Below are 23,028 nucleotides of genomic sequence, written 5' to 3' on the forward strand. Positions count from 1 at the left end.
TTCGGCGGTGCTGCAGCACCGCTGTAGAGACCCGAACACCGCGTTACATGCGACCGGGGGCGGCTCAGGACAGCGTCATCCGACCACCTCGGCGCCCGGCAGGACCGCCGACCATCCACCGTCGACGACCAGGTTGGCACCGGTGACGTACGACGCCTCGTCGCTGGCCAGGAACAGCGCACACCTCGCCGCCTCCTCGGCACGACCGATACGGCCCAGCGGGATGGCGGCAGCGATCCGCCGCATCGGGTGATCCTCGGCCAGGAGGTCGTTGCGGGTGGCGGGCGTCTCGATCATGCCGGGACTGATGCAGTTGACCCGGATCCCGTACGGCGCCCCCTCGGCGGCGAGCTGCCTGGTCAGCGCGATGACGCCGCCCTTGGTGACCGTGTGCGCGACGCGCAGGTTGGTCATCGAGCCCGTCATGCCGGCGGTGGAGCCGACCAGCACCACCGCCGCGCTGCGCGACCGCTTGAGGTGTCGCCACGCGTGCTTGACCGCGAAGAAGACGACGTCGAGCTCGTGGCGCAGGTTGAAGTCCCAGTCCTCGCTAGTGATCTCCTCCAGCGGACCGAACCGGGTCGCCCCGGCGTTCGCGTAGAGGATGTCGATCCCGCCGTGCTCCGCCGCAACGTCCTCCAGCCAGCTCCGGGTCGCCTCCTCGTCGCTCAGATCGACCGCCGCGACCCCCGGCGCCGGCTTCACATCGCACCCGACGACCGTGGCGCCCTCGGCGGCGAACAACTCGGCCGCTACCGCACCCTGGCCGCCGGCGGTCCCGGTGATCACGGCGACGCGGCCCGCGAGGCGGCCACTCATCGGGCGCTCACCGGGCCGCTCACCGGGCACTCATCGGGCACGCACAGCCCCGCTGTCGAGCTCGGCGAGGGTGTCCTCGACCCAGTCGGCGACGTAGGCGTTGATGTGCGGCATGTGGTCCAGCCCGACGTGCTCGGCGGCCCCCTCCTCGATCGAGAAGATCCGCAGCTCGCGCTTCGGGGAGTTGATCGCCTGGTCGTAGGACCGATGGGCGTACTCGACCGAGATCTGCCGGTCGTTGGCGCCGTGCGCGATCAGGAACGGCACCGTGATCCTCTCCACGACGCCGTCGAGGTTCACCCCCTCGGCGTAGGAGATGAACTTCTCGACGTCGTCGAAGCCCCACACCCACAAGACGTGCTCCCAGTAGTGCGGCACCGGGTTCTCGCCCTCGCGCTGCAGCCGCTTCTTCTGCACCTCGCCCCAGTTGTGGTTGGCGCCCCAGACCGCGATGAACCTGATCCGCTTCTCGAACGCCGCCGCCCGCGGCACGTAGTAGCCGCCCAGCGACCAGCCGACCAGCCCGATCCGGTCGCTGTCGACGTCGGGTCGGGACTCCAGCCAGTCGATCTGCGCCGTGGCCCACTGCTCGGACTCGATGCGCGACTTCAGGTCGCCGAAGCGCAGCGCCTCCCCCGAGCCGGGGTTGTCGATCATCAGCACCGAGACCCCGCGCTCACCCATCTCCTGGGCCCAGCCGGAGGTGTACATGTGCTCCTTGGTGGAGTCCAGCCCGTTCCACATGATCACGCACGGCACCGGCTCGCCGGCCTTCGACGCGTTCGAGAAGTACGCCGGCAGCGTCGTCCCCTCGAACGGGATCTCCACCCGCGAGGTGGCCGGGTCGGCGATCTCGAAGACCTTCTCGAAGGCGTCCAGCGCCTGCTGGTAGAAGGCCCGCCGGGTCGGGTCGGAGTTGGAGAGCATCCGCTCGGCCTGGCACACGTACAGCCCCGAGCGGTACCACTGCTGACCCGCGGTGCGCAGGTGGCCGGCGGCCTCGGACGCACGAGCCTGGTCGGCGACCTGGTCCGCCACCGCCTTCCACGACTGCATGAACAGCCTGCTTCCGGAGTCGACGTCGGCCGCCTCCCGCGCGGGGCGGCAGGCCCGGTCGACCTCGTCGATCAGACCGCCGTTGTTCAGCGTCGCGCAGACGCCGAGGTTCCAGACGTACTTGGGGCCGGTGAAGTACTCGAACATGGCGCCACTGTGCCGGTCGTCACAGCGGTCCGGAACCCGCCGCGGCCTGATGGGAGGTATCCGCATCCACCGGCTTTCCCGGGGCCCGAACACCGTCCGACCCGGGGCGTGCTCGGGCCGGGACAGGCCGGGGACGAACGCCTCGCGACGGCCACCTTTTCGCGAGGACGGCGACGATGGGGCCTCGCCGTGCGATGATGGACGGGATGACGAAATCAGCCGGATCGCGGCGACACCTGGCCAGTAGCCCGTTCACCGCTGATCCGGTGCCGGTCATCGAGCAGTACGCGGTCGGCGACCACGTCTCCCACGACGCCCACGGCGTCGGTCGGGTGATCGACGTGGAGTCAGCGGCGGTGAGCGTCGACTTCGGTGCGCAGACCGTCCGGGTCACCAGCCCCTACGCGAAGATGACCAAGCTCTAGTCCGGGCTCTCGTCCCAGCCCGACCCGCCGCTTCCCTTCCGGGCGGCCGCGGGGCGGGGCGGTACGAGGGCTCCTGCCACGCGCACCAGGAACTCCTGCGCCAGTCGTCGTTGGCCGGCGTCGTTGGGGTGCAGGTGGTCTCCGCTGTCGTAGCGCTGGTCGAGCCGGGCCGGGTCGGCGGCGCTGCGAAGAGCCGCGTCGAAGTCGACGTACGCCGATCCGCTGCCGCGCACCCCGTCGTTGACCGCCACCCGGATCGACTCACGGGACTGGTCGTACAGGCTCGAGCCGAGCCGTGGCGGCACGGTGGCCAGGCAGACGCCGAGCCCGGCGCGCTCAGCGCGGTCCGCCAGCTGCCGTAGGCCCTCGAGCAGCTCGGCGGAGGTCGGCAGGTCCGACAGCGGCTCGATGTCGCCGGGCAGGCCCAGGTCGTTGGTCCCGAGCGCGACGACCACGTCGGTGACGCCCGGCACCCCGAGGACGTCCTCGGCGAAGCGCGCCAGGCCAGATCGGCCATGTGCGCGGTTGAGTGGGCCTCCGTCCCGCAGCAGCCGATTGCCCGGGATGCCGCGGTTGACGATGTCCATCCCCGCGCCCGGCGGCGTGGTGTCCTCGAGCAGCGCTGCCGCCTGCTCGGGCCACCCCATCGCGGTGATCGAGTCGCCGAGGCAGACGACGACCCGCCGTCCGGACCCTGCTCCCCTCACCGCCGGAACCAGGCCGCGCTCGCCGCTGGACAGCTCCGACCGGCGACGTCGCGAGTCGCGACGAGCGGGTCGCCCCATTCCTCGGGCGCCACGAAGTCCTCGCCGTCGAAGACCACGACACAGGTGACCGACCCGCGGCGGAAGGCCAGCACGTCGTCACGACCCGCGTCGAGCCACTGAAGCCCCACCCCGGGGTCGAGCTCGGCATGCGCCGCCACGGCGCGCCGGTAGAAGTGCCACACCGACGCAGGGTCCGCCTGCTGCGTGTCGGCGGCGAAGGGAGCGAACCAGTCGGGCTGTGGCAGCCAGGCCGACCCTGTGGTGAAGCCGTACGCCGGCGCGCCGGACGACCATGGCAGCGGCACCCGGCAGCCGTCGCGGCCGTGCTCGGTGTGGTGCGAGCGCGCCCAGATCGGATCCTGGCGCGCCTCGTCCGGGAGGTCCTGCACCTCCGGCAGGCCCAGCTCCTCGCCCTGGTAGAGGAAGACCGAGCCGGGGAGCGCCAGCACGAAGAGCAGGGCCGCCGTGGCCCGGCACGTCCCGAGCGCGACGTCGACGCGGCCGCGAGCGCGGGTTCGGATGGCGTTCGGGTCCGCGCTGCGCACCGGCTCGGGCTCGACGAGTCCGTAGCGGCTCACCGCGCGGTGCACGTCGTGGCTGTTCAGCGTCCAGGTGGGCACGCCCTCGGCACCGTCGAGCGCCGCGAACGTCGCCGACACCGACGCTCGGAACGCGCCTGCCTCGAACGGTTGCTGCATCAGGTCGAAGTAGAACGCCTGGTTGAGCTCGCCCGGCCGCAGGTAGTCGGCGATCTGGGCCGGTGGCAGCCAGACCTCGCCGAGCAGGTTGCGGGGCGGGTCGTAGCTGTCGGCGATCTTGCGCCAGCGCGGGAAGATGTCATGCACGCCGGGCTGGTTCCACAGGTACGGGTTCTCGCCCTCGGGATCCGCCAGGTCGGGCAGACCGTGCGCCTTGACCATCGCGTAGGCGACGTCGATGCGGAATCCGTCCACGCCCCGGTCGAACCAGGTGCGCAGCACGTCGTCGAACATCTCGGCGACCGCCGGGTGCTCCCAGTTGAAGTCGGGCTGGGTGGCGTCGAAGGCGTGCAGGTACCACTGGCCGTCGGGGACACGGGTCCACGCCGGGCCGCCGAACGTCGAACGCCAGTTGTTCGGCGGTTCGGCACCGTCAGGACCCCTGCCCTCGGCGAAGTGGAACCTCGCCCGCTCCGGCGAGCCGGGACCGGCGGCGAGTGCTGCCTGGAACCATGCGTGCTGGTCCGAGCAATGGTTGGGCACCAGGTCCATCATCAGCCGGAGGCCCCGCCGGTGGCAGGCGTCGCGCAGCCGCTCGAACGCCGGCAGTCCACCGAAGCGCTCGTCGACGGTGAGGTAGTCGGCGACGTCGTACCCACCGTCCCGGTTCGGGGATGGGTAGCACGGATTGAGCCAGACGGCGTCCACGCCGAGCGCGGCGATGTGATCGAGATGCTCGACCACCCCGTCGAGGTCGCCGACACCGTCCCCGTCGCTGTCGGCGAAGGACTTCACGTACAGCTGGTAGACGACGCTGCTACGCCACCAGTCGGCGTGATCGATGCGAGGGTAGTTCGTCACGGATCTAGGGTCCTAGCGTGATGTTGTCGAGGTTGATGGCGCCGGTCTGACTGCTGCTGCGCCACAGGACGACGCTGTGCAGGCCGGCGGTGAGCGTCACCTGCACCGGGAGCGTGGCCCAGGTGTCCCAGCCGCCTTGCGCCGGGAAGGTCGGCACCGCGACCTGGCGCCCGTCCACCGCCACGATGCGGGTGGCGTCGGATCCCCCGTTGGCGTAGCGCAGCGTGAGGGTGTACGTCCCGGCGGAGGGGGCGTTGATCGTGAAGGAGACCCCGCTGTCGGCGCTGGCGAAGTTGTCCACGAAACCTGACCCGGTGTAGCCGGGGTGGTCGCTGCCGACGGTGACGTTGGTGCGCACAGCGCTCTCGGCCTCGTAGCGGTTGTTGCTCGGCGTGGTGAAGGTGCGGTCGACGTAGATCATGTCCCACACCGACAGCGAGGGCACGGTGAAGGAGATGAACCGGCCCTTGCTGTCGCTGCCCGGGGTGAAGGACAGCGTGGTGCTGGAGCCATGGGCGACGTCGGGCGAGGCGACCCGGACGTTCGTCGGGTTCTCGTCGGGCCCCAGGTAGTACTTCATGCTGAGGTTCGTCTGCACGGGCGGCGTCGCCTTGCCGGCGTCGCGCCAGGTGCCGTTGTTGCCGAGCAGGTTGATCAGCTGGATCACGTCGTCGGTGCCGGTCTTCTTCACATCGGTCCATACCGAACCGCCCGTGGCGCTACCGGACGTGGCGACCCCGTTGATCGAGACGAACTGGCTACCGGAATCGACCGAGTGCACGTCCGGGCCGTAGAGCAGGTTCTCGTAAGCGGTGATGAAGTCGTAGTAGTCCTTCATCCAGTCGCGCAGGGCGTTCGTCATCTGCTTGTTGTGGTCGGGGAAGTACGGCGCCGACAGCATGGAGTCGCCCTGTGACATCTCGATGTGGCTGGCTCCCGAGGCCGCGATGGCTGCGTCCTCCAGCTGCACGGAGGTGGTGTCCAGCGTGCCGAGGACCAGGTTGTCGAGGTTCACGAAGCCGGAGTCCCCGCTGCCGACGGTGATGCTCACGGTGTGGGTGCCCGCGGTGAGGGTCGGCGAGACGACGTCAGCGTCGTCGTGCCAGTTGTTCCAGTTGCCGTCACCGGCCATGGTCACCCGCCCCACCGGCTGGCCGTCCACGGTGACCGTGCGTGTCGCATCGCCGTTGGTGCCGTTCGCGTAGCGGAAGACCAGGCTGTAGCGGCGCGCCTCGGGCGCTGTGACGGTGAAGGTGACAGCGTCGCCCGGGTTGCCGTAGTTGGCCACGAAGCCGGTGCCGGTGTAGCCCGCGTGGTCGGTGGCCACGGTCAGCCCGGCACTGCGCTGGGCGCTCTCCGCCTCGTACGCCGGACCGGCGTCGTCCTTGGTGTTCGGATAGGCGGCGATCACCGACGGGATGCCGCCGGAGGCGAGCTGCTGGTCGTCGAGATAGCTCTTGATGGAGCCGTAGGTCTCGTGGTTGTCCCACAGCTCGCTGTACAGGTAGTCGGTCTTGCGGCCGGCCGCCAGCTGCGGGCCTCCGAAGCCGTCGACGGCGTTGAGACCCAGCGCCTTGCCCGTACCGAGAGCGGTACGGCTGGCGGCGACGAGCGAGGCGAGCCCGGCCGGGACGTCCACTGCCTTGCCGCTGGTGTCGGTCATGGCGCCCCAGTCACCGAGCTGGTCCAGGTGGACGCCGTCGAACCCCATCGTGTTGACCTCGTCGAGGTACTTGTTGGTGATGAAGCTCTGCCACGAGGTGTTGGCGGGGTTCATGATGTAGAGGTTCGTGGCGGGCTGGTTCGGCTTCATCTCGAAGGACCACGGCTGGCCCGACGAGGCGTACTTCAGCGCCCAGTCCGGTGAGACGCCGGAGACCGACTGGTAGTCCTGCAGCGCGGCGTAGGACATCGTGTAGGGCATCGCGGCGGTGGTGTCCGCGTGTGCCGCGGCGATGTAGGCCTTGACCGTGTCGGGCGAGATGACGTCACCGTTCCACGCGGTCCAGGTCGAGGGCAGCGATCCGTCGGCGTTGCGCTGCACCGGGTTCTCGTGGCGCCACATCCAGTCGTAGAACTGCAGCGCGTCGATGTGGTAGCGCCGGACCAGCTGGTCGACCTCGGCCTGCGCGGTGGTGGCGCCGACCCCCGTCGGATAGGAGGTCAGGGCCGCGAAACGGGGGAAGTGGGTCCAGGTGCTGGAGACGTCGATCGCGGTGACGGCGCTGGAGGAGCCCGCCGTGATCGAGACGAGGTAGCCGGTGAAGTCGGTCGTGAGCTGCGGGGTGGTCCAGGTGACGGTGGTCGACCCGCCGGAGGCCACCGTCGCGGTGGGCGCGCCGGACGCGACCAGACTGCCCAGGTGGGTGAGGCTGAAGCTGACCGGGCCGCTCCACGAGCCGGCTCCGCTGCTCTCCCGGATGACGGCCGACACCGTCACCGCGCTGCCGGGGGCGTAGCGGGCAGAGGTGGTGTAGGCGTCGGCGACGACCGGCGTGCCGCCGGCGGCTGTCGCGGCGGGCACGGGCACCGTCGTGACCAGGGCTGTCACAGCGACGGCCAGGAGTCCGCGGGCGGCGAGCCGGTGGGAGGAGCCCAGCCGCCTCAGGTGGCGGAGCAGGGCAACGGTTCTCGACATGGTCATGCTCCTCGGGAGGTGTGCGGGAACGGGTCGATGAACACCAGCTGCCACAGGTGCGGCGCCGGCAGGGTCGCGCTCAGGTAGTCGCCGTCCACGCTGAGGTCCACGTCGACGAGGTGGTGCTGCCGGTCGGGATCGGCCCAGCGGATGCGGGGCAGGTCCGGGCCCATCCGGCGCATCCGCAAGGTGGCGGGGCCGGGATCGCCGGGCGCGGCGCGCGGCTCATCCCAGGCGGTGTCGTCCTGCCCGACGAGGTTGATCAGGTGCAGCACGTAGCGCCCGGAACCGTCCTGGGTGATGCGGCGCCAGACCGTGCCGGCGGCCGCGACCTGCGTCACGTCGGCGTCGCCGTAGTGCACATCGATGTCGTCGTTGTAGTCCCCGGCGAAGCTGGCCGTCACGTCGGTGACGGATGCCGGGAAGAGCAGCTCCCCGTGCGCGACGGCGAAGTCGTAATAACGACGCAGGAGGTCGGCGGTGGGCTCCTCGACGATGTGGTTGCGGACGTAGTAGGGATCGACCAGCACCCGGTCGGCCTCCCCCGCGAGCAGGTGGGTGGCACCGTGGGAGTACAGGGTGGCCATCGTGAGGGCGGCGGCGCGGTCGGCCTCCGCCGCTTCGGCCTTGTCGTAGACGTGCTGGTAGGCCGCGATCACGACGGGCTTGCCCTCGGCCTCGGCGCGGGCACGGGTGACGACCTGAGCGAGATGGCCCAGCTCCAGCTGCGGCTTCCACACCTCGATGTAGACGGCGTCCTGCGGCGTATGCGCGCTCGCCCAGGTGGGGAAGTCGTTGACGTTGTTGAACACCAGCCGGCTGTGGGGCAGCTGCTCGCGGACGCCCTCGATCATGCGGCAGAAGCTCTCGGCCACGTCGACGAGTCCGTCGTCGGGCCGGTGGGCCCGCTTGGGGTAGCCGTACTGGTCGAGGTGGAAGCCGTCGAAGCCGACGGAGGTCACCGCGTCGGCCAAGTCGGCGCGGAAGTGCTCCAGCCAGTCCGGCGCGGCCGGATCTACGAGGAAGAGGAAGTCACCCAGGCCGTACGGCGTGCCGCCGCCGGTGAGCAGCGCGTCGTGCTCCCACTTCGCCCACTCCTGCGGCCCGACCGCGTAGACGGCGGCGTAGCCGAGGGCCTCGGCGCCGACGTCGTGGCAGGCATCGACCAGGTCGCGCACCGTCGCCAGGGAGACCGGCTGACCGAGCGCGTCGTCGTACTGCTCGCCGCCGCCGAGCAGGTCGGCGTGGCGGTAGGCCCAGTCGTAGAACTGCACCCCCGTCAGGTGAAGGCGCCGCAGGTTGTCCCGGACGGCCGAGAGGTCGCGGCGCGGACGGTAGTCGACCACGAAGCCGTAGCGCAGCACCGACCGCGGGTCGGCGGTGACCTCCACGGCCGTGCGCAGGTCGCCGAGCTCGACCGAGTAGCCGCCGAAGGGCAGCTCGCCCAGCTCGACGATGCCGGCGTGTTCGACCGGACGGGTGATGACCATCTCGCCGAGGCGGCGCACGACCAGCCGGGCCGGAGCGCTCAGGGCACGGACCTCGATGGCGACGCTCTGTCCGGGGCCGTAGACGGCGCGGGTGGGCAGGATCTCGGGTGTCATCCCTTCACCGCCCCGCTCGTCAGGCCCTGCACGAAGTGGCGCTGGAAGACCAGGAAGACGAGCACCACCGGCAGGACGGCGATGATCGAGGCGGCGAAGACCAGTCCCCACAGGGTGGAGTTCTGGCCCTGGAAGAGGGCGATGGCGATGGGCAAGGTGCGCTTCTCCGGGGAGGTGATGGTGGTCAGCGCCCAGGAGAACTCGTCCCACGACGCCAGGAAGGTGAAGATGGTGCAGGTGGCCAGGACCGGACGCGACAGCGGCAGGACCAGACGCCAGTAGCGTGAGACAGCGCCCGCACCGTCGACCTCCATCGCCTCCTCGAGCTCGACCGGGATGGCCTGGAAGAAGCCCCGCAGGAGGAAGGTGTTCAGCGACAGCGTGGAGGCGGTGTAGAAGACGACCAGACCGGTGAGCGAGTTGATCAGGCCGAGGTGCTTGGCCAACACGAACTGCGGGACGATGAGCATGATGGCCGGGACCATCAGGCCCAGCAGCAGCACCCGGAACAGGGCCTCCCGACCCGGGAAGCGGAAGCGGGCGAAGGCGTAGGCCATCATCGAGCTCAGCAGCAGCGAGAACGCTGTGCTGGCGACCGCCACGACCAGCGAGTTCCAGAAGTAGTGGGCGAACCCCTGCGAGCTCCACACCCGCGAGTAGTTGTCCACCGTCGCGGGGTGCGGGACGAACTGCGGCGGGATGGTCAACACATAGGTCTGGGTCTTGAACGACGTTGCGAGCATGTAGACGAACGGCAGCACCATCACGGCGGCACCCAGCGTCAGTACGACGTAGCGCACGAACCCGCGCCCCGAGAGCGCGCCGCGCCGGCCCGGAGCCACCGGGGACGGCAGTGCGGGGGCGCTCATGCCAGCTCCTCGTCGCTGCGGAAGGCCCGCAGCTGGATGATCGACAGCACGAAGACACCGACGGTGAGCATCACCGCGATCGAGGCGCCGTAGCCGAAGTCGAGGTTGGTGAAGGCCTGCTTGTACATGTAGGTCAACAGCACCTGGGTGGAGTCGGAGGGTCCTCCTCCGGTCATCAACAGCACCGACACGAAGACGTTGAACCCTCCGATGACCAGCATGACGATCACGAAGAGCAGCGCCGGGCGGATGGCCTGCAGCGTCACCACCCGGAAGGTGCTCCAGCGTCCGGCGCCGTCGAGGGCGGCGGCCTCCAGCAGGTCCTTCGACACCGACTGCAGTGCTGCGAGGAAGATCATCATCGACCAGCCGACGCCCTTCCAGATGCCCAGGGCCGAGATGGCGACCATCCCGGTCCAGCGACCCGAGAGCCAGGACGTGTCGTGTCCCGTCACGTGGGTGACGTCATGGAGCACCCAGTTGACCAGGCCGCTGTCGGCGAAGAGGTACTGGAACAGCAGGGAGACGACCACCCAGCTGGTCACGACGGGCAGGTAGAACAGCACCCGGTAGACCGCCCGGCCCGGCGCCTTGTTGTTGAGCAGGATCGCGACGCCCAGCCCGAGCACGATCTGCGGGGGGACGGTCAGCGCCATGTACAGGCCGCTGTTCTGCAGTCCCCTCCAGAACAACGGGTCGTGGAAGGCCCGCCGATAGTTGTCGAGCCCGATGTACCTGCTGGTCGCGCCGGCGACGATGTTCCAGTCGTACAGGCTCATCTGGAACGCCTTCACCATCGGGTAGGCGATCAGGAGCAGGAACAGAGCGAAGCCCGGTGCCAGGAACAGGTACGGCGTGGCCCCTGCGCGGGAGCGCGGGCGTGGCGGTCGCTCCCGTCCGGCGCTGTTCTTCTCCTCGGTCGTGCGCGTTCGGGCGCGCTCCATGACGCTCATCGTGTCCTCGTCCCCCGCAAGCACGGGCGGTCGTCGAAGGGTGGCTCAGTCGGCCTGCGTGAGCAGCGGGTCGATCGCGGCGGCGGCCTTGTCCAGGGCGTCCTGCACCGACTCCTTGCCCTCGAAGGCCTTGGTCAGCTCGTCCTGCAAGGCGGTGTCGATCGCGGGCGCCTGCGGCACGGAGGGACGCGGCTTGGCCGTGGCCAGCTGCTTGATGAAGGGGGCGAACGCCGGGACTGCGGCCGACTCCTGCGGGTCGAGCGACTTCACCACCGACATCTGCCCCGTCTTCGCCATCGCGATCTGGTAGTCAGCGGTCTGGGTGAACGCGATGAACTTCTCGGCGGCAGCATGGTCCTTCGAGGCAGTGGTCATGGCGATGTCCTCACCACCGACCACCGAGACCGAGCCGCCCGGGCCGGCCGGGACCGGCGAGTAGACCGGCTTGAAGTCGGCGTACTGACCCTTCCAGATGTCGGCCATCCACGGGCCGTCGAGGATGGTGGCGTAGGTGGCCTTGGGCAGCCCGTCGGAGGTCTGCACGGCGCCCTTGTTCCCGATGATAAGGTTGGGGATCGCGCCCTGCTTGTAGAGATTGACCAGCATCTGCACGCCGGCCACACTCTGCGGGCTGTTGAGGTAGCCGGTCGCCTTGGTCTGGTCGGGGTTGGTCACCGAGCCGCCCGCCGACCAGATCCAGGGGTAGACGTTCCATCCCTGCAGACCGCTGTCGGCGTAGACCGAGATCTTGTGCGCGGCCAGCTTCGGAGCATCGGCCTTCAGGTCGCTGAAAGTGGCGGGCGGTTGCGCGATGCCGGCCTTCTTCAACGCGTCGGGGTTGGAGATCATGACGCGGGTGTTGGTGTCGAGCGGGAGGCCGTAGTAGTGGTCGCCGAACCTGTTCGTCGCCAGGCTGCCCGGGTAGGTGTCGTCGGCCAGCTTCTGGAAGCCGGACATCTCCTGGTCCAGTGGCGCGAAGACCTTCAGCGCCCCGAACTTCGGCACCCAGCCGATGTCCGCACGGACCAGGTCCGGCAGCTGACCGGCGGCGGCGCCGGTGGTCAGCTTCTGCAGCAGCGAGTCGTAGGGCATGTCGACGTACTTGATCGTGATGCCGGGGTTGGCCTTCTCGAACGCCGGGATCACCGTCTTCTCCAAGGCATCGGTCTGGGCGCTGTTGCCGCCGTTGCCGTAGGTGCCCCAGAAGGTCAGCGTCACCTTCTTGGCCGACGACCCGCCGCCGGCGGAGTCGTCGCTGCTCGAGCCGCAGCCGGTCAGGGCCAGCGCGGCGACAGCCGTGCAGGCCAGCAGGATGGGGGTACGACGTGCCATGGTCTCTCCTCGAAGATGTGCAGACGCGGTCGTCCGCGGGTCGGTGTGTGGGGTGGAGGGATGTGCTGCGTTACGACGCGCGGGTCATCCGACGACCTGGTCGCTGAGCCGACTCAGCGAGCGCAGCACGCCGCGCCTGATCATCGTCGCGGCGGCGCCGCGGGCCCATGTCTCATCGGGCAGGGGACGCACGAGCAGGGTGCAGTCCTGGGCGCTGGTGGAGAAGGAGTCGCGCTCCAGCTCCGCGCGCAGGGCGTCCATCAGGAGGTCCGAGGCGGCGATGCCCTCGCCCGAGAGGATGACCAGCGGGGGGTTGAGCAGGTTGACCAGCGCGGCGAGTGCGCGGCCGACGCCGACACCCGCCTCCGCGAACACGCCCCGGGCGTGCTCGTCGCCGGCGTGTGCCGCGGCGATCACCTGCGACACGGTGGTGTAGCGGCGCCCGCTGCGAGCCGACATCGCCGCCACGATCGCCTCGTCGCCCACCACCGCCTCCAGGCAGCCCCGCTTGCCGCAGTGGCAGGGAGGGCCATCCGGTACGACGACCATGTGTCCGAGCTCGCCGGCCGCCCCTCGTGCACCGCGCCACAGCTTGCCGTCGAGGACGAAGGCGCACCCGACGCCGACGCCGAGGGTCACCACGGCGAAGCTGTCGAACGCGAAGCCGGGGCCGAACCACTGCTCGGCCACGGCCAGGGTGTTCACGTCGTTCTCGAGCACCACCTCGATGCCGAGCCGGTCGGCGACCATCTGCTGCAGCGGGACGTCGCGCCAGCCGAGGAACGGTGCGTGGACGACGAGGCCCGAGGCCCCGTCGACGTGGCCGCCGAGGCCGATGCCGATGCCGAGCAGGCGGTCGCGCGCCGCCGGAGATCGCTCCAGCAACACCTCGGTGAGGGAGGCCACCGCGGCGACGACCCCTGCGGGAGAGGTGTCGTCGTAGCGCATCCGGTGGGCGGACTGGACCTCGGCGTGCAGGTCGGCCATGACGCCGACGAGCTCGCCCTCCATCAGCTTCACGCCCACGGCGTAGTGACGCTCGGGGACGACCTGGAGGGGGATCTGCGGCCGGCCGGGAACGCCTGCCTCGCGGTGACGCTCGACGAGGTAACCGTGGGTGATCATCGGCTTCACCAGCTTGGTCACCGAGGCGGGCGAGAGGCCCGTCACCCGGGCTGCGTCGCGACGAGAGAGCGGGCCGCGGGTCAGCACCGCCTCGAACAGGGCGCCCAGATTCTGCTCGCGGCTGCCCGCCGCCCGGCCCTCGCCGCCCTCGATCTCGGTGTCCGCCACAGCTCCGCCTTCCACGTGATGACGGTCACAGCGTGGCGGCTGTTGTTTTCGAATGTCAAGTAATTGCTGCCAATCCGCTGTCGGCCGGACTAGACCGCAGCGTGATTCACGCGAGATGACCGGCGAAGGCCTCGCCTGATTGATTCGCCCAGGGAACTAATACCCCGGCCGGCGAGCGGGCGTCCGCCGCGACTGCGTCAGGCGGTGACGGACGCCGCAAGCGTGCCGAGGACCTCGACGTCGATGCGCACCTCGTCGCCGGGCTCGAGCGGCGGCGGCGCATCCTCGCCGTACCGGCCCCACAGCTCCGCCAGGCAGCCGCCGCCACCGGTGGTGCCGGAGGCGAGCAGGTCGCCGGCGCGGACCAGGGAGTCCCGGGAGGCGTAGGCGATCATCTGCGCGAAGGTCCAGTGCATGCTGGAGAGCCGGTCCCGGCCCACCTGCGAGCCGTTGACCGACACCCGGCAGTCGAGGTCCAGGAAGCCGCGGGGGTCGACGTACGGCGCCAGCTCGTCCGCCGTCACGATCCAGGGCCCGATCGAGGTGGCGAAGTCCTTGCCCTTCGCCGGGCCCAGACCGACCTGCATCTCCCGGCTCTGCAGGTCGCGCGCGGACCAGTCGTTGACGATCGTGTACCCGAAGATCGCCTCGGCCGCCTCCGACTCCGCCAGGTCGCTGCCGTCGCGGCCGACCACCACCCCGACCTCGAGCTCGAAGTCGAGCCTGCGGCACGTCGCCGGCCGCCGGATGGGCTCGTCCGGGCCGAAGAGCGCGTGCGGGTTGGTGAAGTAGAACGTTGGCGCGTCGTACCAGGCCTCGGGGACGCCGACAGCGCCGTCGACACTGCGGCGTACGCCCTCGACGTGGGCTTCGAAGGTGACGAAGTCGCGCACGCTGGCCGGCCGGTAGGGCAGCTCCAGGCGCACCCCGTCGAGCGGCACACCACCCTCGGCGAGGGCCGCCCGACCAGCCTCCAGCGCCGCCGGAAGGCCGCCCGAGACCAGGTCCTCGAGCGTGCGGCCGCGGATCTCGTGCACCGTTCCCGCTGCGGCCACGACGGCGGCGAAGCGCCGGCCGTCCTGGCTGACGGTCGCGAGCCTCATGCCGGCCTGGTCGCGTCGGCGATGCGCTTGTGCGACACGTGCGCGGTCAGACCACCGTCGATCACGATCTCGGCGCCGTTGTAGTAGGAGGAGTCGTCCGAGCACAGGAAGACGATGGTCGGCGCGATGTCGGCCGGCACCCCGATCCGGCCCAGCGGCACCTCGCTCAGCGCCGCCTCCTTGAACGCCGGCGAGGCGTTCGCCATCAGCGGGGTGTCGATCAGGCCCGGCATCACCGCGTTGACCCGGATGCCCTGCGACCCCAGCTCCAGCGATGCCGAGCGGGTCAGCCCGCGCAGCGCCCACTTGCTCGCCGTGTACGCCGCAGCCGCGTGCCCGCTGATCGCGGCCACCGAGCAGATGTTCACGATGCTGGATCCCTGCGGCATCAGCGGCACCAGCGCCTGGATGCCGAGCATCGGTCCGGTGACGTTGATGTCGAAGGCGCGCTGCCACCCCTCCAGCGACACGTGCGGCAGCCGCTCGCGGGCCGCCACGCCGGCGTTGTTGACCAGCGCGTCGACGTGGCCGCGCTCGGCGCGAAGCCAGTCGGCCAGCTCGGCCCAGGCCGCGGCGTCGGTGACGTCGAGGTGACGCTCGACGACGCGGCCGCCGTCCCACGCCTCATCGCGCGGGTCGAAGGGCAGCACGTCGGTGGCCACGACGTACGCACCCTCGGCGGCCAGCGCGCGGACCTCCTCGGCGCCCTGGCCGCGGGCCGCACCGGTCACGACGACGATCTTGTCCTGCAGTCTCACCAGACCCCTCCCGGTGACTCAGACCGGCGGGGCGACGAAGACGCCCCGGTCCGGGTCGTTGAAGGAGTCGCGTGCGATGAACTCGCTCATCGGATCGGCGATGCCCCACATGTCCTGGGTGTTCGGGTCGGCGATGTCGTAGACGTGCGGGTGCCACTGGTCGGTGGTCAGGCGCTCCAGCTCGGTGGTGTACTCCATGGTGTTGCCGCTGGGGTCCAGGAAGTAGGTGAATGTGTTGTTGCCCGCGTGGTGGCGACCCGGGCCCCAGATCTTCTTGATGCCCGCACGCATGACGCGGCCGGTGCCGTAGAGGTACTCGTCCAGGCCGCGCATCTCGAAGGAGACGTGGTGGACGGCGGTGTGCGGGCCGCGCGCGATGGCCAGCGAGTGGTGCCAGTCGTTGCACCGCATGAAGTGCATCATCTCGCCCATGTGCTCGCCCCACAGGGTGTCGGAGAGCTTGAAGCCGAGCACGCTCGCGTAGAAGTCGCGCGTCCGGTTGGGGTCTTGGGAGTTCATCACCGCGTGCGAGAGTCGGACCGGGATGGCCTCCTTCTCCTCGATCTCGCGGAAGGCACGGGTCTCGACGTCGGAGCTGATCTCGATGGTGCGGCCGTCGATGTCGAAGAACCGGAAGCCGTAGCCACCACCGGCGGTCTGGAGCTTGTCGGGCTCGTTGACCAGCTGGATGCCCTGGCTGGCCAGCTTCTGGGCGAGCGCGTCGACCGTCTCGGGACTCTCGGAGCCGAAGGAGATCAGGTCGAGCCGCTTCTCGGCGTCCTTGCGCAGCCGCACGATGTACTGCTCCGGGGAGCCCTCGGCGGCGAGGTAGGACAGATCGCCGTCGGTGCCGACCTCGGTCAGGCCCCAGGTGTCCTTGTAGAAGGTCCGCTGCCTCTCGAAGTCCGGGACCGCCAGGTCGACGTGCCGCAGGTGGGTGATGCCGTGCTCGTTCAGGTGAGTGTTCATCGTCTTGCTTCCTTGTCTAGGTCGATGGTTCAGCCGAGGACGGAGCCGCCGCCGTCGACGACGAGGTTGACGCCGGTGATCCAGGACGCCTCGTCCGAGGCGAGGAACACCGCCGCGCTGACGACGTCCTCGGGCCGGCCCACCCGGCCCAACGGGATGCGGTCCCAGGTCGCCTTCATCGCCGGCGGCGGGTCGTCCACCAGGAACCTGGTCGCCGGCGTCTGCACGAAGCCCGGCGAGATGCACACCGCCCGGATCCGGTGCGGGCCGCCCTCCACGGCGAGCTGCTGGGTCAGGTTGATCACGCCCGCCTTGGCGGCGCCGTGCGCGTTCTGCGGCATGAACTCCACCCCGCGGGTGCCGGCGATCGAGCCGATGTTGACCACCACGCCACCACTCGCCTTCAGGTGCTTCCAGGCCGCGCGCACCGCGTAGAACACGATGTTGAGCTCCATGTCGATGGCGAAGTCCCAGTCCTCGACCGAGATCTCGTCGATCGCGCCGAAGCGCTGGATGGAGGCGTTGTTGTAGAGGATGTCGATCCCGCCGTAGACCTGCGCGCCCGCGTCGATCCACTGCTCCACCGCAACCGCGTCGCCGCAGTCGACCGGAGCGTCGCCGGTGATCTCCCCACCCTCGGCGCGGACCAGGGCGACGGTCCCCTCGAGGCCCTCCGCGTCGAGGTCGCAGCCGACCACCTTCGCACCCTCCGCGGCGAAGCGACGGGCCGCCTCACGGCCCATCCCGCCGCCGATCCCGGTGATGAGGGCGACCTTGCCCTCCAGACGTCCGCTCATGCGTGTGCTCCCGCGCTCGTGCGGTCGAGCAGCTCGACCAGGTTCCCCTCGGGGTCGGCCACGTAGGCCATCCGGACACCCGGCTCCGGCGAGGGGCGCGGCGACATCCGGTCGCTCGCGCCCGAGGCGAGCAGCGCCTCGTAGGCGCTGTCGACGTCCGGTACGTCGAGGGCCACGTGGCCGAAGCCGTGGGTCAGCGCCGCCTCGACCGGGCTGGCGGCGCGGAGGCCGGGGCCGCCCTCCGGCCGGTGCAGCAGCTCCAGCCGCCAACCGTTCTGCGAGCGCAGCATCGCGCCGGTGAGGTCGACGTGGTCGAGGGTGAACTCGAACTCCACGGTGAGGTCGAGGGCCTCGGCGTACCAGGTCTGCATCGCCGGCAGATCCGCGACGGTCAGGCCGACGTGATCGAGTCTCATGCCACCACCACGGTGCGCACGTTGGTGAACTCCCTGATGCCCTCGGCCGAGAGCTCGCGGCCGTAGCCGCTGCGCCCGATGCCGCCGATCGGCAACCGCGGGTCGGAGGCCACGATCGCGTTGACGAACAGGCCGCCGGAACGGATCCGGCCGCCGACCGCCAGCGCGTGCTCGGTCTCGCCCCACACCGCGCAGCCGAGGCCGAACGCGGTGTCGTTCGCGAGCTCGACGGCGTGGTCGTCGTCGCGGGCGCGCACGATCGCCGCGACCGGCCCGAAGGTCTCCTCGGTGAAGGCGGTCATGCCCGGGACGACGTGGTCGAGCACTGTCGGCTCGAGGAACACGCCGGGGCCCTCGATCGCCTCGCCGCCGGTGACGAGCGTGGCGCCCTGCTCGACCGTCGCACGGACCTGGCGCAGGAGAGCCTCCCGCAGGTCCGGCCGCGCCATCGGGCCGAGCGTGGTCGAGGGAAGCGTGGGGTCGCCGACCTCCAGGGCGGCGACCCGTGCCAGGAAGGCGGTGAGGAACGCGTCGGCGATCGACTCGTGCACGATGAACCGCTTGGCAGCCACACAGCTCTCGCCGACGTTGCCGAAGCGGGACCTGGCCGCCGCGGTGGCGGCAGCCTCGACATCGGCGTCGGCCAGCACGACGAACGGGTCGGACCCGCCTAGCTCGAGCACGGCCTTCTTGATCTGCGCGGCGGCGGCGGAGGCCAGCGCGGAGCCGGCCCGTTCGCTGCCGGTCAGGGTGACCGCGGCGACGCGTGGGTCCGCCACGATCCGCTGGGACACGGCCGGGACGTCCTCAGCGGCCACCACCAGCGAGCGCAGCAGACCGGTCGGCGCCCCTGCGTCGGCGAAGAGCGCCTCGAGCGCGAGCGCCGCACCGGTCACGTCGGGGCTGTGCTTGAGCAGCAACGCGTCACCGGCGGCGATCGCGCCGGCCCCGGCCCGGATGACCTGCCAGAACGGGTAGTTCCACGGCATCACCGCGAAGACCACCCCGAGCGGCTCATAGGTGAGCCAGGACCGCGAAGCTCCGGAGACGATCTCGCGCTCGGCCAGCCACTGCGGCGCGTGCTGCGCGACGACCTCGCAGTTCCAGGCGCACTTGTCGATCTCCCCCAGCGCCTCGGTGATCGGCTTGCCCATCTCGGCGGTGATCAGCGCGCCGTACTCCTCGCGGCGCTCGGTGAGCAGCTTGCCGACGCCGCGCAGCAGGGTCAGCCGCTCCGCGAGCGGCGTGGCGCGCCACAGCTGCGCGGCGGCGTACGTCTCGGCGATGGCCTGCTCGATGCCGGCCTCGTCGTGCGCGGCGTACGTCGCGAGCACCGCGCCGGTCGCCGGGTTCGTGGTGACGACCTGGCTCATGCCGACTCCTCCAGCCGTGCCCGGTCCGTACGCCGGCGGGCCGGCGTCACCGCGGCGACGCTCGCGGTCCGGGGCGCGACCGGGTTGCGGATCGTGCCCAGGCGCTCGATCGACATCTCCACCACGTCACCCACCTGCAGCGGCGGCGGGGTCAGCGACCCGTTGCGGCCCCACGACTCGGCCAGCGAACCGGACGCGCAGGTGCCCGAGGCGAGCACCTCCCCGGCCTTGACCCACGAGGCTCGCGACGCGTGCGAGACCAGCTGCTCGAACGACCAGCCCATGTGGCCCGAGCGATCAGCTCCGACCTGCTGGTCGTTGACCTTCACCGTCATCTCCAGGTCGAGGAACCCGTCCGCGTCGCGGCACTCCTCCAGCTCGTCGGCGGTGACCACCCACGGGCCGATGGTGGTGGCGAAGTCCTTGCCCTTTGACGGCCCGAGCTTGAGCTTCATCTCGGTGCCCTGGACGTCGCGGGCCGACCAGTCGTTCATGATGCAGTAGCCGCCGATGGCCTCGCGGGCCTGCTCCGGGGTGACGTCACGCACGTCGCGGCAGATCACCGCGGCGATCTCGAGCTCGAAGTCGAACCGCTCGGTGTCGGGCGGCATCGGGACCTCGTCGTGAGCGCCGACGACCGCGTGCGGCGCCATGAACAAGAAGACCGGCGCCTGGTACCACTCGGCCGGCGGCCCGGGATTGCCGTGACCGCGCTCCATGCCGTCCACGTGCGCCTCGAAGGTGAGGAAGTCGCGCATCGCCACCGGGTAGACGGGCGGCAGCAGCACCACGTCCTCGCGGTGCAGCCCGTCACCCTGGGCGGCCGCGTCGGCGGCCTGCTCGCGCTCGGCGGCAGGGGCCGCCAGCAGCTCCACCAGGTCGGTGCCCTCGGGGAAGGGGTGCAGCCACCACGTGGAGCGGTCGCCGACCACGAGCCCGACGCGGCGGGTGCCGGCCGGCTCGTCGGTACGGCGGAAAGCTGCCAGACGCATGTCAGCTCAGCCGATCGTCTCGTAGAAGGCGCGCTCACGGTCGGCCAGGACCGGGATGGCCTGGCCGAGGCCGTACTCGGCGAAGTGCTCCGAGGCGCCGTGGGCGGCGTACGCCTCCTCGTCCTGGTAGATCTCGAAGAGCCGGAAGACGCTCGGCTCGGCCGGGTCCTGGTAGGCCTGGTAGAAGAGGTTGCCCGGCTCCTGGCGCGAGGGCGGGGTGAGCTTCTCGATCGCGTCGCGGACGACGTCCTCCTTGCCGGGCTGGACGGTCCAGGTGGCGCTGACGACGTAGGCCATGGGGTTCTCCTCGAAGATGGGGGGTGAAGGGGAAGGGACGCCGACGGCGGCCCGGGAAAGGTGGGGGATACGTCCACGCTAGGCGTGGGAGAGGCCCGGCGGAACGCGCCTCAAGCGATGGCTGGCATCAGCGCGAGGTCAGCCCTGACCGCGCAGTTTGCGACGCCCGAGGTAGGTGGACAGGCCGACGGCGACCAGCAGCGCACCGCCGTTGAAGACGTTGGTCGCCCAGCCGCTGGCGCCCATCAGGGTCAGACCGCTGACGGCGATCGAGACGAAGATCGCGCTGATCACGGTGCCGACGACGTTGAAGAAGCCGGGGATGATCGCCGTCGCGCCCAGGAAGACCGCCGCCAGGGCGGGGAAGAGCAGCGTGCCGCCGTCGACGGCCGTCGCGCTGCCCTGCCGGCCGAGCTGCAGGATCCCGGCGAAGCCGGCGATGAGCGCGGAGACGACGAACGCCGTCCACACGTTGCGGTCCACGGGTACGCCGACCAGCCGCGCGCTGGTGGCGTTGGAGCCGATCGCGTAGAGCGAGCGGCCGTAGGGCGTGTGCCGGAAGAAGTACCAGACCACGGCGGCCACGATCAGGACCACGAAGAAGACAGCCGGCAGGTCGAACCAGCGCGAGGAGCCGAACGAGATCAGCGCCGAGGAGCCGTCGAGGACGAAGGTGCGGCCGTTGCAGTACCAGATGGTCACGCCCGAGAGCAGCGTCGCCATGCCCAGCGTGGTCACGAACGGGCTCATCTTGAACGTGGTCACGAACAGGCCGTTGACCACGCCGATCACCAGCGAGACCAGCAGCGGGATGATGATCGCGACGACCAGCGGCAGTCCCGACTTGGTCTGCAGACCGGCGCACAGCACCGAGGAGAAGACGGCGGTGGAGCCGAGGGAGAAGTCGAAGAAGCCGCTCACCAGCGGGAACAGCGCCGCCAGGGCCAGCAGCAGCACCACCGCGTTGTTGCCGAGCACGACGTTGAAGTTGTTGATCGTCGGGAACGCGACGCTCGCCGGGTGGGTCACCGAGAAGAAGATCGCGACCGCGATGGTGATGAGCACCAGGGCGTAGGCCTCGAGGAAGCGCACCACGCCGCCGCTGCTCAGTGCCGAGGCGGCCGCGTGCCGCGTCGAGCCGTTCGATCCGGGCGGGGTCGTCGGGGCCGGTTCGGTCGGTTCCGACGGGTTCGTCTGGGCAGACGGGGTGTGCGTCTGCGAGGTGTCGGTCATGCCGGGCTGCCTTCCGTGTGCTGCTGCGTGGGGTGCATGGGGTGCTGGGACTGGGGTGCTCGCAGGACGAGCGCGGTCAGGTCGTCGACGCTGACCTCGCCGGCCACCACCTCGTGGCTGATCCGGCCCTCGCCCAGGACGACGATCCGGTCGCACAGGGCGTGCAGCTCGCTGAGGTCGCTGGACGCGATCAGGACGCAGGCGCCGGTCTCGGCGGCCGCCTCGCGGATCACCCCGTAGATGTCGGCGCGCGACATCACGTCCACGCCCTGGGTGGGCTCGTCGAGCAGGATCACCTGCGGGTTGCGCTGGAGCCAGCGGGCGATGACGACCTTCTGCTGGTTGCCCCCCGACATCGAGCTGAACAGCGCCTCGGGTCCGGCGACCTTGATGCCGAACTTCTCGATCAGCCGCTGGGCGTTGGCCCGCGACTCGCGCCGGCGGATCAGGCCACCGTGCCACAGCCGGTGCAGCACGCTCATGGACAGGTTCTGGTCGGTGGTCAGGTCGGGGAACGCCGCCTCGTGGGCGCGATCCTCCGGAACCAGGGCGACTCCCGCCCTCATCGCCGCGTCGATGCTGCGCGGCGCGAACGGCGCGCCCGTGAGCCGCATCTCCCCCGTGGCGGGCCGGACGGCACCGAACGCCATGGACAGCAGGGTGGAGCGACCGGACCCGGCCAGCCCGGCGACCCCGACGATCTCACCGCGGTGGACGGTCAGGTCGACGCCGGTCAGGGCGCCGCCGCCGATGCCACGGAACTCCAGGACCGGATCGGTCGTCGCGTGGCTGATCGAGCCGGTCGGCCGCAGGGCGGCGACCGCACGACCCGCCATGATCGCGACGATCTCGTCCTCGGTCGGGTGTGCGTCGACGAGCTCGCCGACCACGACGCCGTCGCGGAAGATCGTGAAGTCCTGGGCGACCGAGAGCACCTCCTGCATCCGGTGGCTCACGATCACGAAGGTCTGCCCCGCGTCCGCGCGGCGGCGTACGTGCCCCAGCAGCTCCTCCGACTCCTTCTTGCCCAGCGATGCCGTCGGCTCGTCGAGCACGACCACGCAGTTGCCGGACTCGTCGTCCTGGAGGGCGCGGGCGATCGCGACCAGGGTGCGGTCGGCCGGGCGCAGCCGGTTGACCGGCGTCCGCGGACCGCCCTGGATCTCGTACGCCGCGATCAGCTCCGCGACCCGCTTGCGCAGCCGCTTCCAGTCGATGCCGCCGGCGGCGTTGCGGGGGTAGCCGGCGTCGAGGGCGAAGTTCTCCTCGATGCTGAGGTCGTCGAACAGGCCGAGGTCCTGGTGGACGAACCGCAGGCCGGCCCGCTCGGCGGTCGCCGGGGTGTAGCCGGCCAGGTCGTAGGACTCTCCGCGGACGTCGAGGTCACCGGAGTCGGCCTGGTAGACCCCCGCCAGGATCTTGATGGTCGTGCTCTTGCCCGACCCGTTCCCGCCGAGGAGGGCGTGCACGGTGCCGCGCCGGACGGTGAGCGAGGCGTCCTTGAGGACCCTGACCGAGCCGAAGCTCTTGTTCAGCCCCGCCACGCGTACCGCTACGTCACCGGCCGCCGGCCGGCCGCCGGCCGGGGAGGTCCCGGCCGCCGCCTGCTGCGCTTGCGTCGGGACCAC

General features: G+C 70.5%; 21 protein-coding genes. 1 reads left to right on the top strand and 20 read right to left on the bottom strand.

Going from position 1 to position 23,028, the window contains the following annotated elements; genetic code table 11:
• Positions 1-75: 75 nt before the first annotated feature.
• Both P5P86_RS19735 and P5P86_RS19740 read right to left on the bottom strand, forming a co-directional pair.
• Positions 76-819, bottom strand: coding sequence for an SDR family NAD(P)-dependent oxidoreductase (locus tag P5P86_RS19735; protein ID WP_280609155.1), 744 nt, complete (start codon positions 817-819; stop codon positions 76-78).
• Between the two features lie 30 nt (positions 820-849).
• Complete coding sequence (locus P5P86_RS19740; RefSeq protein ID WP_280609156.1) at positions 850-2,022, bottom strand: alpha/beta hydrolase family protein; 1,173 nt, start codon at positions 2,020-2,022, stop codon at positions 850-852.
• Between the two features lie 206 nt (positions 2,023-2,228).
• Here P5P86_RS19740 and P5P86_RS19745 point away from each other — a divergent pair, with 206 nt between their 5' ends.
• On the top strand, positions 2,229-2,447 hold the full coding sequence (locus P5P86_RS19745) for a CarD family transcriptional regulator (RefSeq protein WP_280609157.1): 219 nt from the start codon (positions 2,229-2,231) through the stop codon (positions 2,445-2,447).
• On the opposite strand, the gene P5P86_RS19750 is transcribed toward P5P86_RS19745, so the two are convergent.
• The 18 genes from P5P86_RS19750 to P5P86_RS19835 form a co-directional block, all read right to left on the bottom strand.
• Positions 2,444-3,154, bottom strand: coding sequence for a GDSL-type esterase/lipase family protein (locus P5P86_RS19750; protein ID WP_280609158.1), 711 nt, complete (start codon positions 3,152-3,154; stop codon positions 2,444-2,446). The two genes, P5P86_RS19745 and P5P86_RS19750, sit on opposite strands and share 4 nt — an antisense overlap.
• On the bottom strand, positions 3,151-4,773 hold the full coding sequence (locus tag P5P86_RS19755) for a glycoside hydrolase family 13 protein (RefSeq protein WP_280609159.1): 1,623 nt from the start codon (positions 4,771-4,773) through the stop codon (positions 3,151-3,153). The genes P5P86_RS19750 and P5P86_RS19755 overlap by 4 nt, the downstream gene beginning before the upstream one ends.
• Before the next feature lie 4 nt (positions 4,774-4,777).
• Entirely contained in the window at positions 4,778-7,411 is a 2,634-nt protein-coding gene (locus P5P86_RS19760; RefSeq protein WP_280609160.1) for a glycoside hydrolase family 66 protein, read from the bottom strand.
• A 2-nt stretch (positions 7,412-7,413) separates the two neighbouring features.
• Positions 7,414-9,015 (bottom strand): glycoside hydrolase family 66 protein, encoded by a 1,602-nt coding sequence (locus tag P5P86_RS19765; RefSeq protein ID WP_280609161.1) that lies wholly within the window; start codon positions 9,013-9,015, stop codon positions 7,414-7,416.
• Positions 9,012-9,884 (bottom strand): carbohydrate ABC transporter permease, encoded by an 873-nt coding sequence (locus P5P86_RS19770; RefSeq protein WP_280609162.1) that lies wholly within the window; start codon positions 9,882-9,884, stop codon positions 9,012-9,014. Before P5P86_RS19770 ends, P5P86_RS19765 begins: the two co-directional genes overlap by 4 nt.
• Positions 9,881-10,837 carry a carbohydrate ABC transporter permease gene (locus tag P5P86_RS19775; protein ID WP_280609163.1) on the bottom strand — a complete coding sequence of 319 codons (957 nt, stop codon included), beginning with the start codon at positions 10,835-10,837 and terminating at the stop codon, positions 9,881-9,883. The genes P5P86_RS19770 and P5P86_RS19775 overlap by 4 nt, the downstream gene beginning before the upstream one ends.
• Positions 10,838-10,882: 45 nt before the next feature.
• On the bottom strand, positions 10,883-12,169 hold the full coding sequence (locus P5P86_RS19780; protein ID WP_280609164.1) for an extracellular solute-binding protein: 1,287 nt from the start codon (positions 12,167-12,169) through the stop codon (positions 10,883-10,885).
• An 84-nt stretch (positions 12,170-12,253) separates the two neighbouring features.
• A complete protein-coding gene (locus P5P86_RS19785; protein WP_280609165.1) occupies positions 12,254-13,462 on the bottom strand; it encodes an ROK family protein in 1,209 nt (402 codons plus the stop codon).
• A gap of 197 nt (positions 13,463-13,659) precedes the next feature.
• Positions 13,660-14,565 (bottom strand): fumarylacetoacetate hydrolase family protein, encoded by a 906-nt coding sequence (locus P5P86_RS19790; protein WP_280609166.1) that lies wholly within the window; start codon positions 14,563-14,565, stop codon positions 13,660-13,662.
• Positions 14,562-15,323: an SDR family NAD(P)-dependent oxidoreductase gene (locus P5P86_RS19795; protein WP_280609167.1), complete on the bottom strand. Its 762-nt coding sequence runs from the start codon at positions 15,321-15,323 to the stop codon at positions 14,562-14,564. The genes P5P86_RS19790 and P5P86_RS19795 overlap by 4 nt, the downstream gene beginning before the upstream one ends.
• A gap of 18 nt (positions 15,324-15,341) precedes the next feature.
• On the bottom strand, positions 15,342-16,292 hold the full coding sequence (locus P5P86_RS19800; RefSeq protein WP_280609168.1) for a VOC family protein: 951 nt from the start codon (positions 16,290-16,292) through the stop codon (positions 15,342-15,344).
• 29 nt (positions 16,293-16,321) lie between these two features.
• A complete protein-coding gene (locus tag P5P86_RS19805; protein ID WP_280609169.1) occupies positions 16,322-17,089 on the bottom strand; it encodes an SDR family NAD(P)-dependent oxidoreductase in 768 nt (255 codons plus the stop codon).
• Positions 17,086-17,505, bottom strand: coding sequence for a VOC family protein (locus tag P5P86_RS19810; protein WP_280609170.1), 420 nt, complete (start codon positions 17,503-17,505; stop codon positions 17,086-17,088). Before P5P86_RS19810 ends, P5P86_RS19805 begins: the two co-directional genes overlap by 4 nt.
• Positions 17,502-18,878 carry an aldehyde dehydrogenase family protein gene (locus tag P5P86_RS19815; RefSeq protein ID WP_280609171.1) on the bottom strand — a complete coding sequence of 459 codons (1,377 nt, stop codon included), beginning with the start codon at positions 18,876-18,878 and terminating at the stop codon, positions 17,502-17,504. The genes P5P86_RS19810 and P5P86_RS19815 overlap by 4 nt, the downstream gene beginning before the upstream one ends.
• Positions 18,875-19,870 (bottom strand): fumarylacetoacetate hydrolase family protein, encoded by a 996-nt coding sequence (locus P5P86_RS19820; RefSeq protein ID WP_280609172.1) that lies wholly within the window; start codon positions 19,868-19,870, stop codon positions 18,875-18,877. Before P5P86_RS19820 ends, P5P86_RS19815 begins: the two co-directional genes overlap by 4 nt.
• 6 nt (positions 19,871-19,876) lie before the next feature.
• Positions 19,877-20,167: a putative quinol monooxygenase gene (locus tag P5P86_RS19825; RefSeq protein ID WP_280609173.1), complete on the bottom strand. Its 291-nt coding sequence runs from the start codon at positions 20,165-20,167 to the stop codon at positions 19,877-19,879.
• Positions 20,168-20,305: 138 nt separating this feature from the next.
• Positions 20,306-21,400, bottom strand: coding sequence for an ABC transporter permease (locus tag P5P86_RS19830; protein WP_280609174.1), 1,095 nt, complete (start codon positions 21,398-21,400; stop codon positions 20,306-20,308).
• Positions 21,397-23,028 carry a sugar ABC transporter ATP-binding protein gene (locus P5P86_RS19835; RefSeq protein ID WP_280609175.1) on the bottom strand — a complete coding sequence of 544 codons (1,632 nt, stop codon included), beginning with the start codon at positions 23,026-23,028 and terminating at the stop codon, positions 21,397-21,399. Before P5P86_RS19835 ends, P5P86_RS19830 begins: the two co-directional genes overlap by 4 nt.

The sequence above is a fragment of the Nocardioides sp. BP30 genome (genome assembly GCF_029873215.1).
Taxonomy (GTDB): Bacteria; Actinomycetota; Actinomycetes; order Propionibacteriales; family Nocardioidaceae; genus Nocardioides.

What these genes read in the sequence shown, in the direction of transcription:
- P5P86_RS19735 (WP_280609155.1), bottom strand. Translation starts at nt 819, where the DNA reads ATGAGTGGCCGCCTCGCGGGCCGCGTCGCCGTGATCACCGGGACCGCC.
- P5P86_RS19740 (WP_280609156.1), bottom strand. Translation starts at nt 2,022, where the DNA reads ATGTTCGAGTACTTCACCGGCCCCAAGTACGTCTGGAACCTCGGCGTC.
- P5P86_RS19745 (WP_280609157.1), top strand. Translation starts at nt 2,229, where the DNA reads ATGACGAAATCAGCCGGATCGCGGCGACACCTGGCCAGTAGCCCGTTC.
- P5P86_RS19760 (WP_280609160.1), bottom strand. Translation starts at nt 7,411, where the DNA reads ATGTCGAGAACCGTTGCCCTGCTCCGCCACCTGAGGCGGCTGGGCTCC.
- P5P86_RS19765 (WP_280609161.1), bottom strand. Translation starts at nt 9,015, where the DNA reads ATGACACCCGAGATCCTGCCCACCCGCGCCGTCTACGGCCCCGGACAG.
- P5P86_RS19770 (WP_280609162.1), bottom strand. Translation starts at nt 9,884, where the DNA reads ATGAGCGCCCCCGCACTGCCGTCCCCGGTGGCTCCGGGCCGGCGCGGC.
- P5P86_RS19775 (WP_280609163.1), bottom strand. Translation starts at nt 10,837, where the DNA reads ATGAGCGTCATGGAGCGCGCCCGAACGCGCACGACCGAGGAGAAGAAC.
- P5P86_RS19780 (WP_280609164.1), bottom strand. Translation starts at nt 12,169, where the DNA reads ATGGCACGTCGTACCCCCATCCTGCTGGCCTGCACGGCTGTCGCCGCG.
- P5P86_RS19790 (WP_280609166.1), bottom strand. Translation starts at nt 14,565, where the DNA reads ATGAGGCTCGCGACCGTCAGCCAGGACGGCCGGCGCTTCGCCGCCGTC.
- P5P86_RS19800 (WP_280609168.1), bottom strand. Translation starts at nt 16,292, where the DNA reads ATGAACACTCACCTGAACGAGCACGGCATCACCCACCTGCGGCACGTC.
- P5P86_RS19805 (WP_280609169.1), bottom strand. Translation starts at nt 17,089, where the DNA reads ATGAGCGGACGTCTGGAGGGCAAGGTCGCCCTCATCACCGGGATCGGC.
- P5P86_RS19810 (WP_280609170.1), bottom strand. Translation starts at nt 17,505, where the DNA reads ATGAGACTCGATCACGTCGGCCTGACCGTCGCGGATCTGCCGGCGATG.
- P5P86_RS19815 (WP_280609171.1), bottom strand. Translation starts at nt 18,878, where the DNA reads ATGAGCCAGGTCGTCACCACGAACCCGGCGACCGGCGCGGTGCTCGCG.
- P5P86_RS19820 (WP_280609172.1), bottom strand. Translation starts at nt 19,870, where the DNA reads ATGCGTCTGGCAGCTTTCCGCCGTACCGACGAGCCGGCCGGCACCCGC.
- P5P86_RS19825 (WP_280609173.1), bottom strand. Translation starts at nt 20,167, where the DNA reads ATGGCCTACGTCGTCAGCGCCACCTGGACCGTCCAGCCCGGCAAGGAG.
- P5P86_RS19830 (WP_280609174.1), bottom strand. Translation starts at nt 21,400, where the DNA reads ATGACCGACACCTCGCAGACGCACACCCCGTCTGCCCAGACGAACCCG.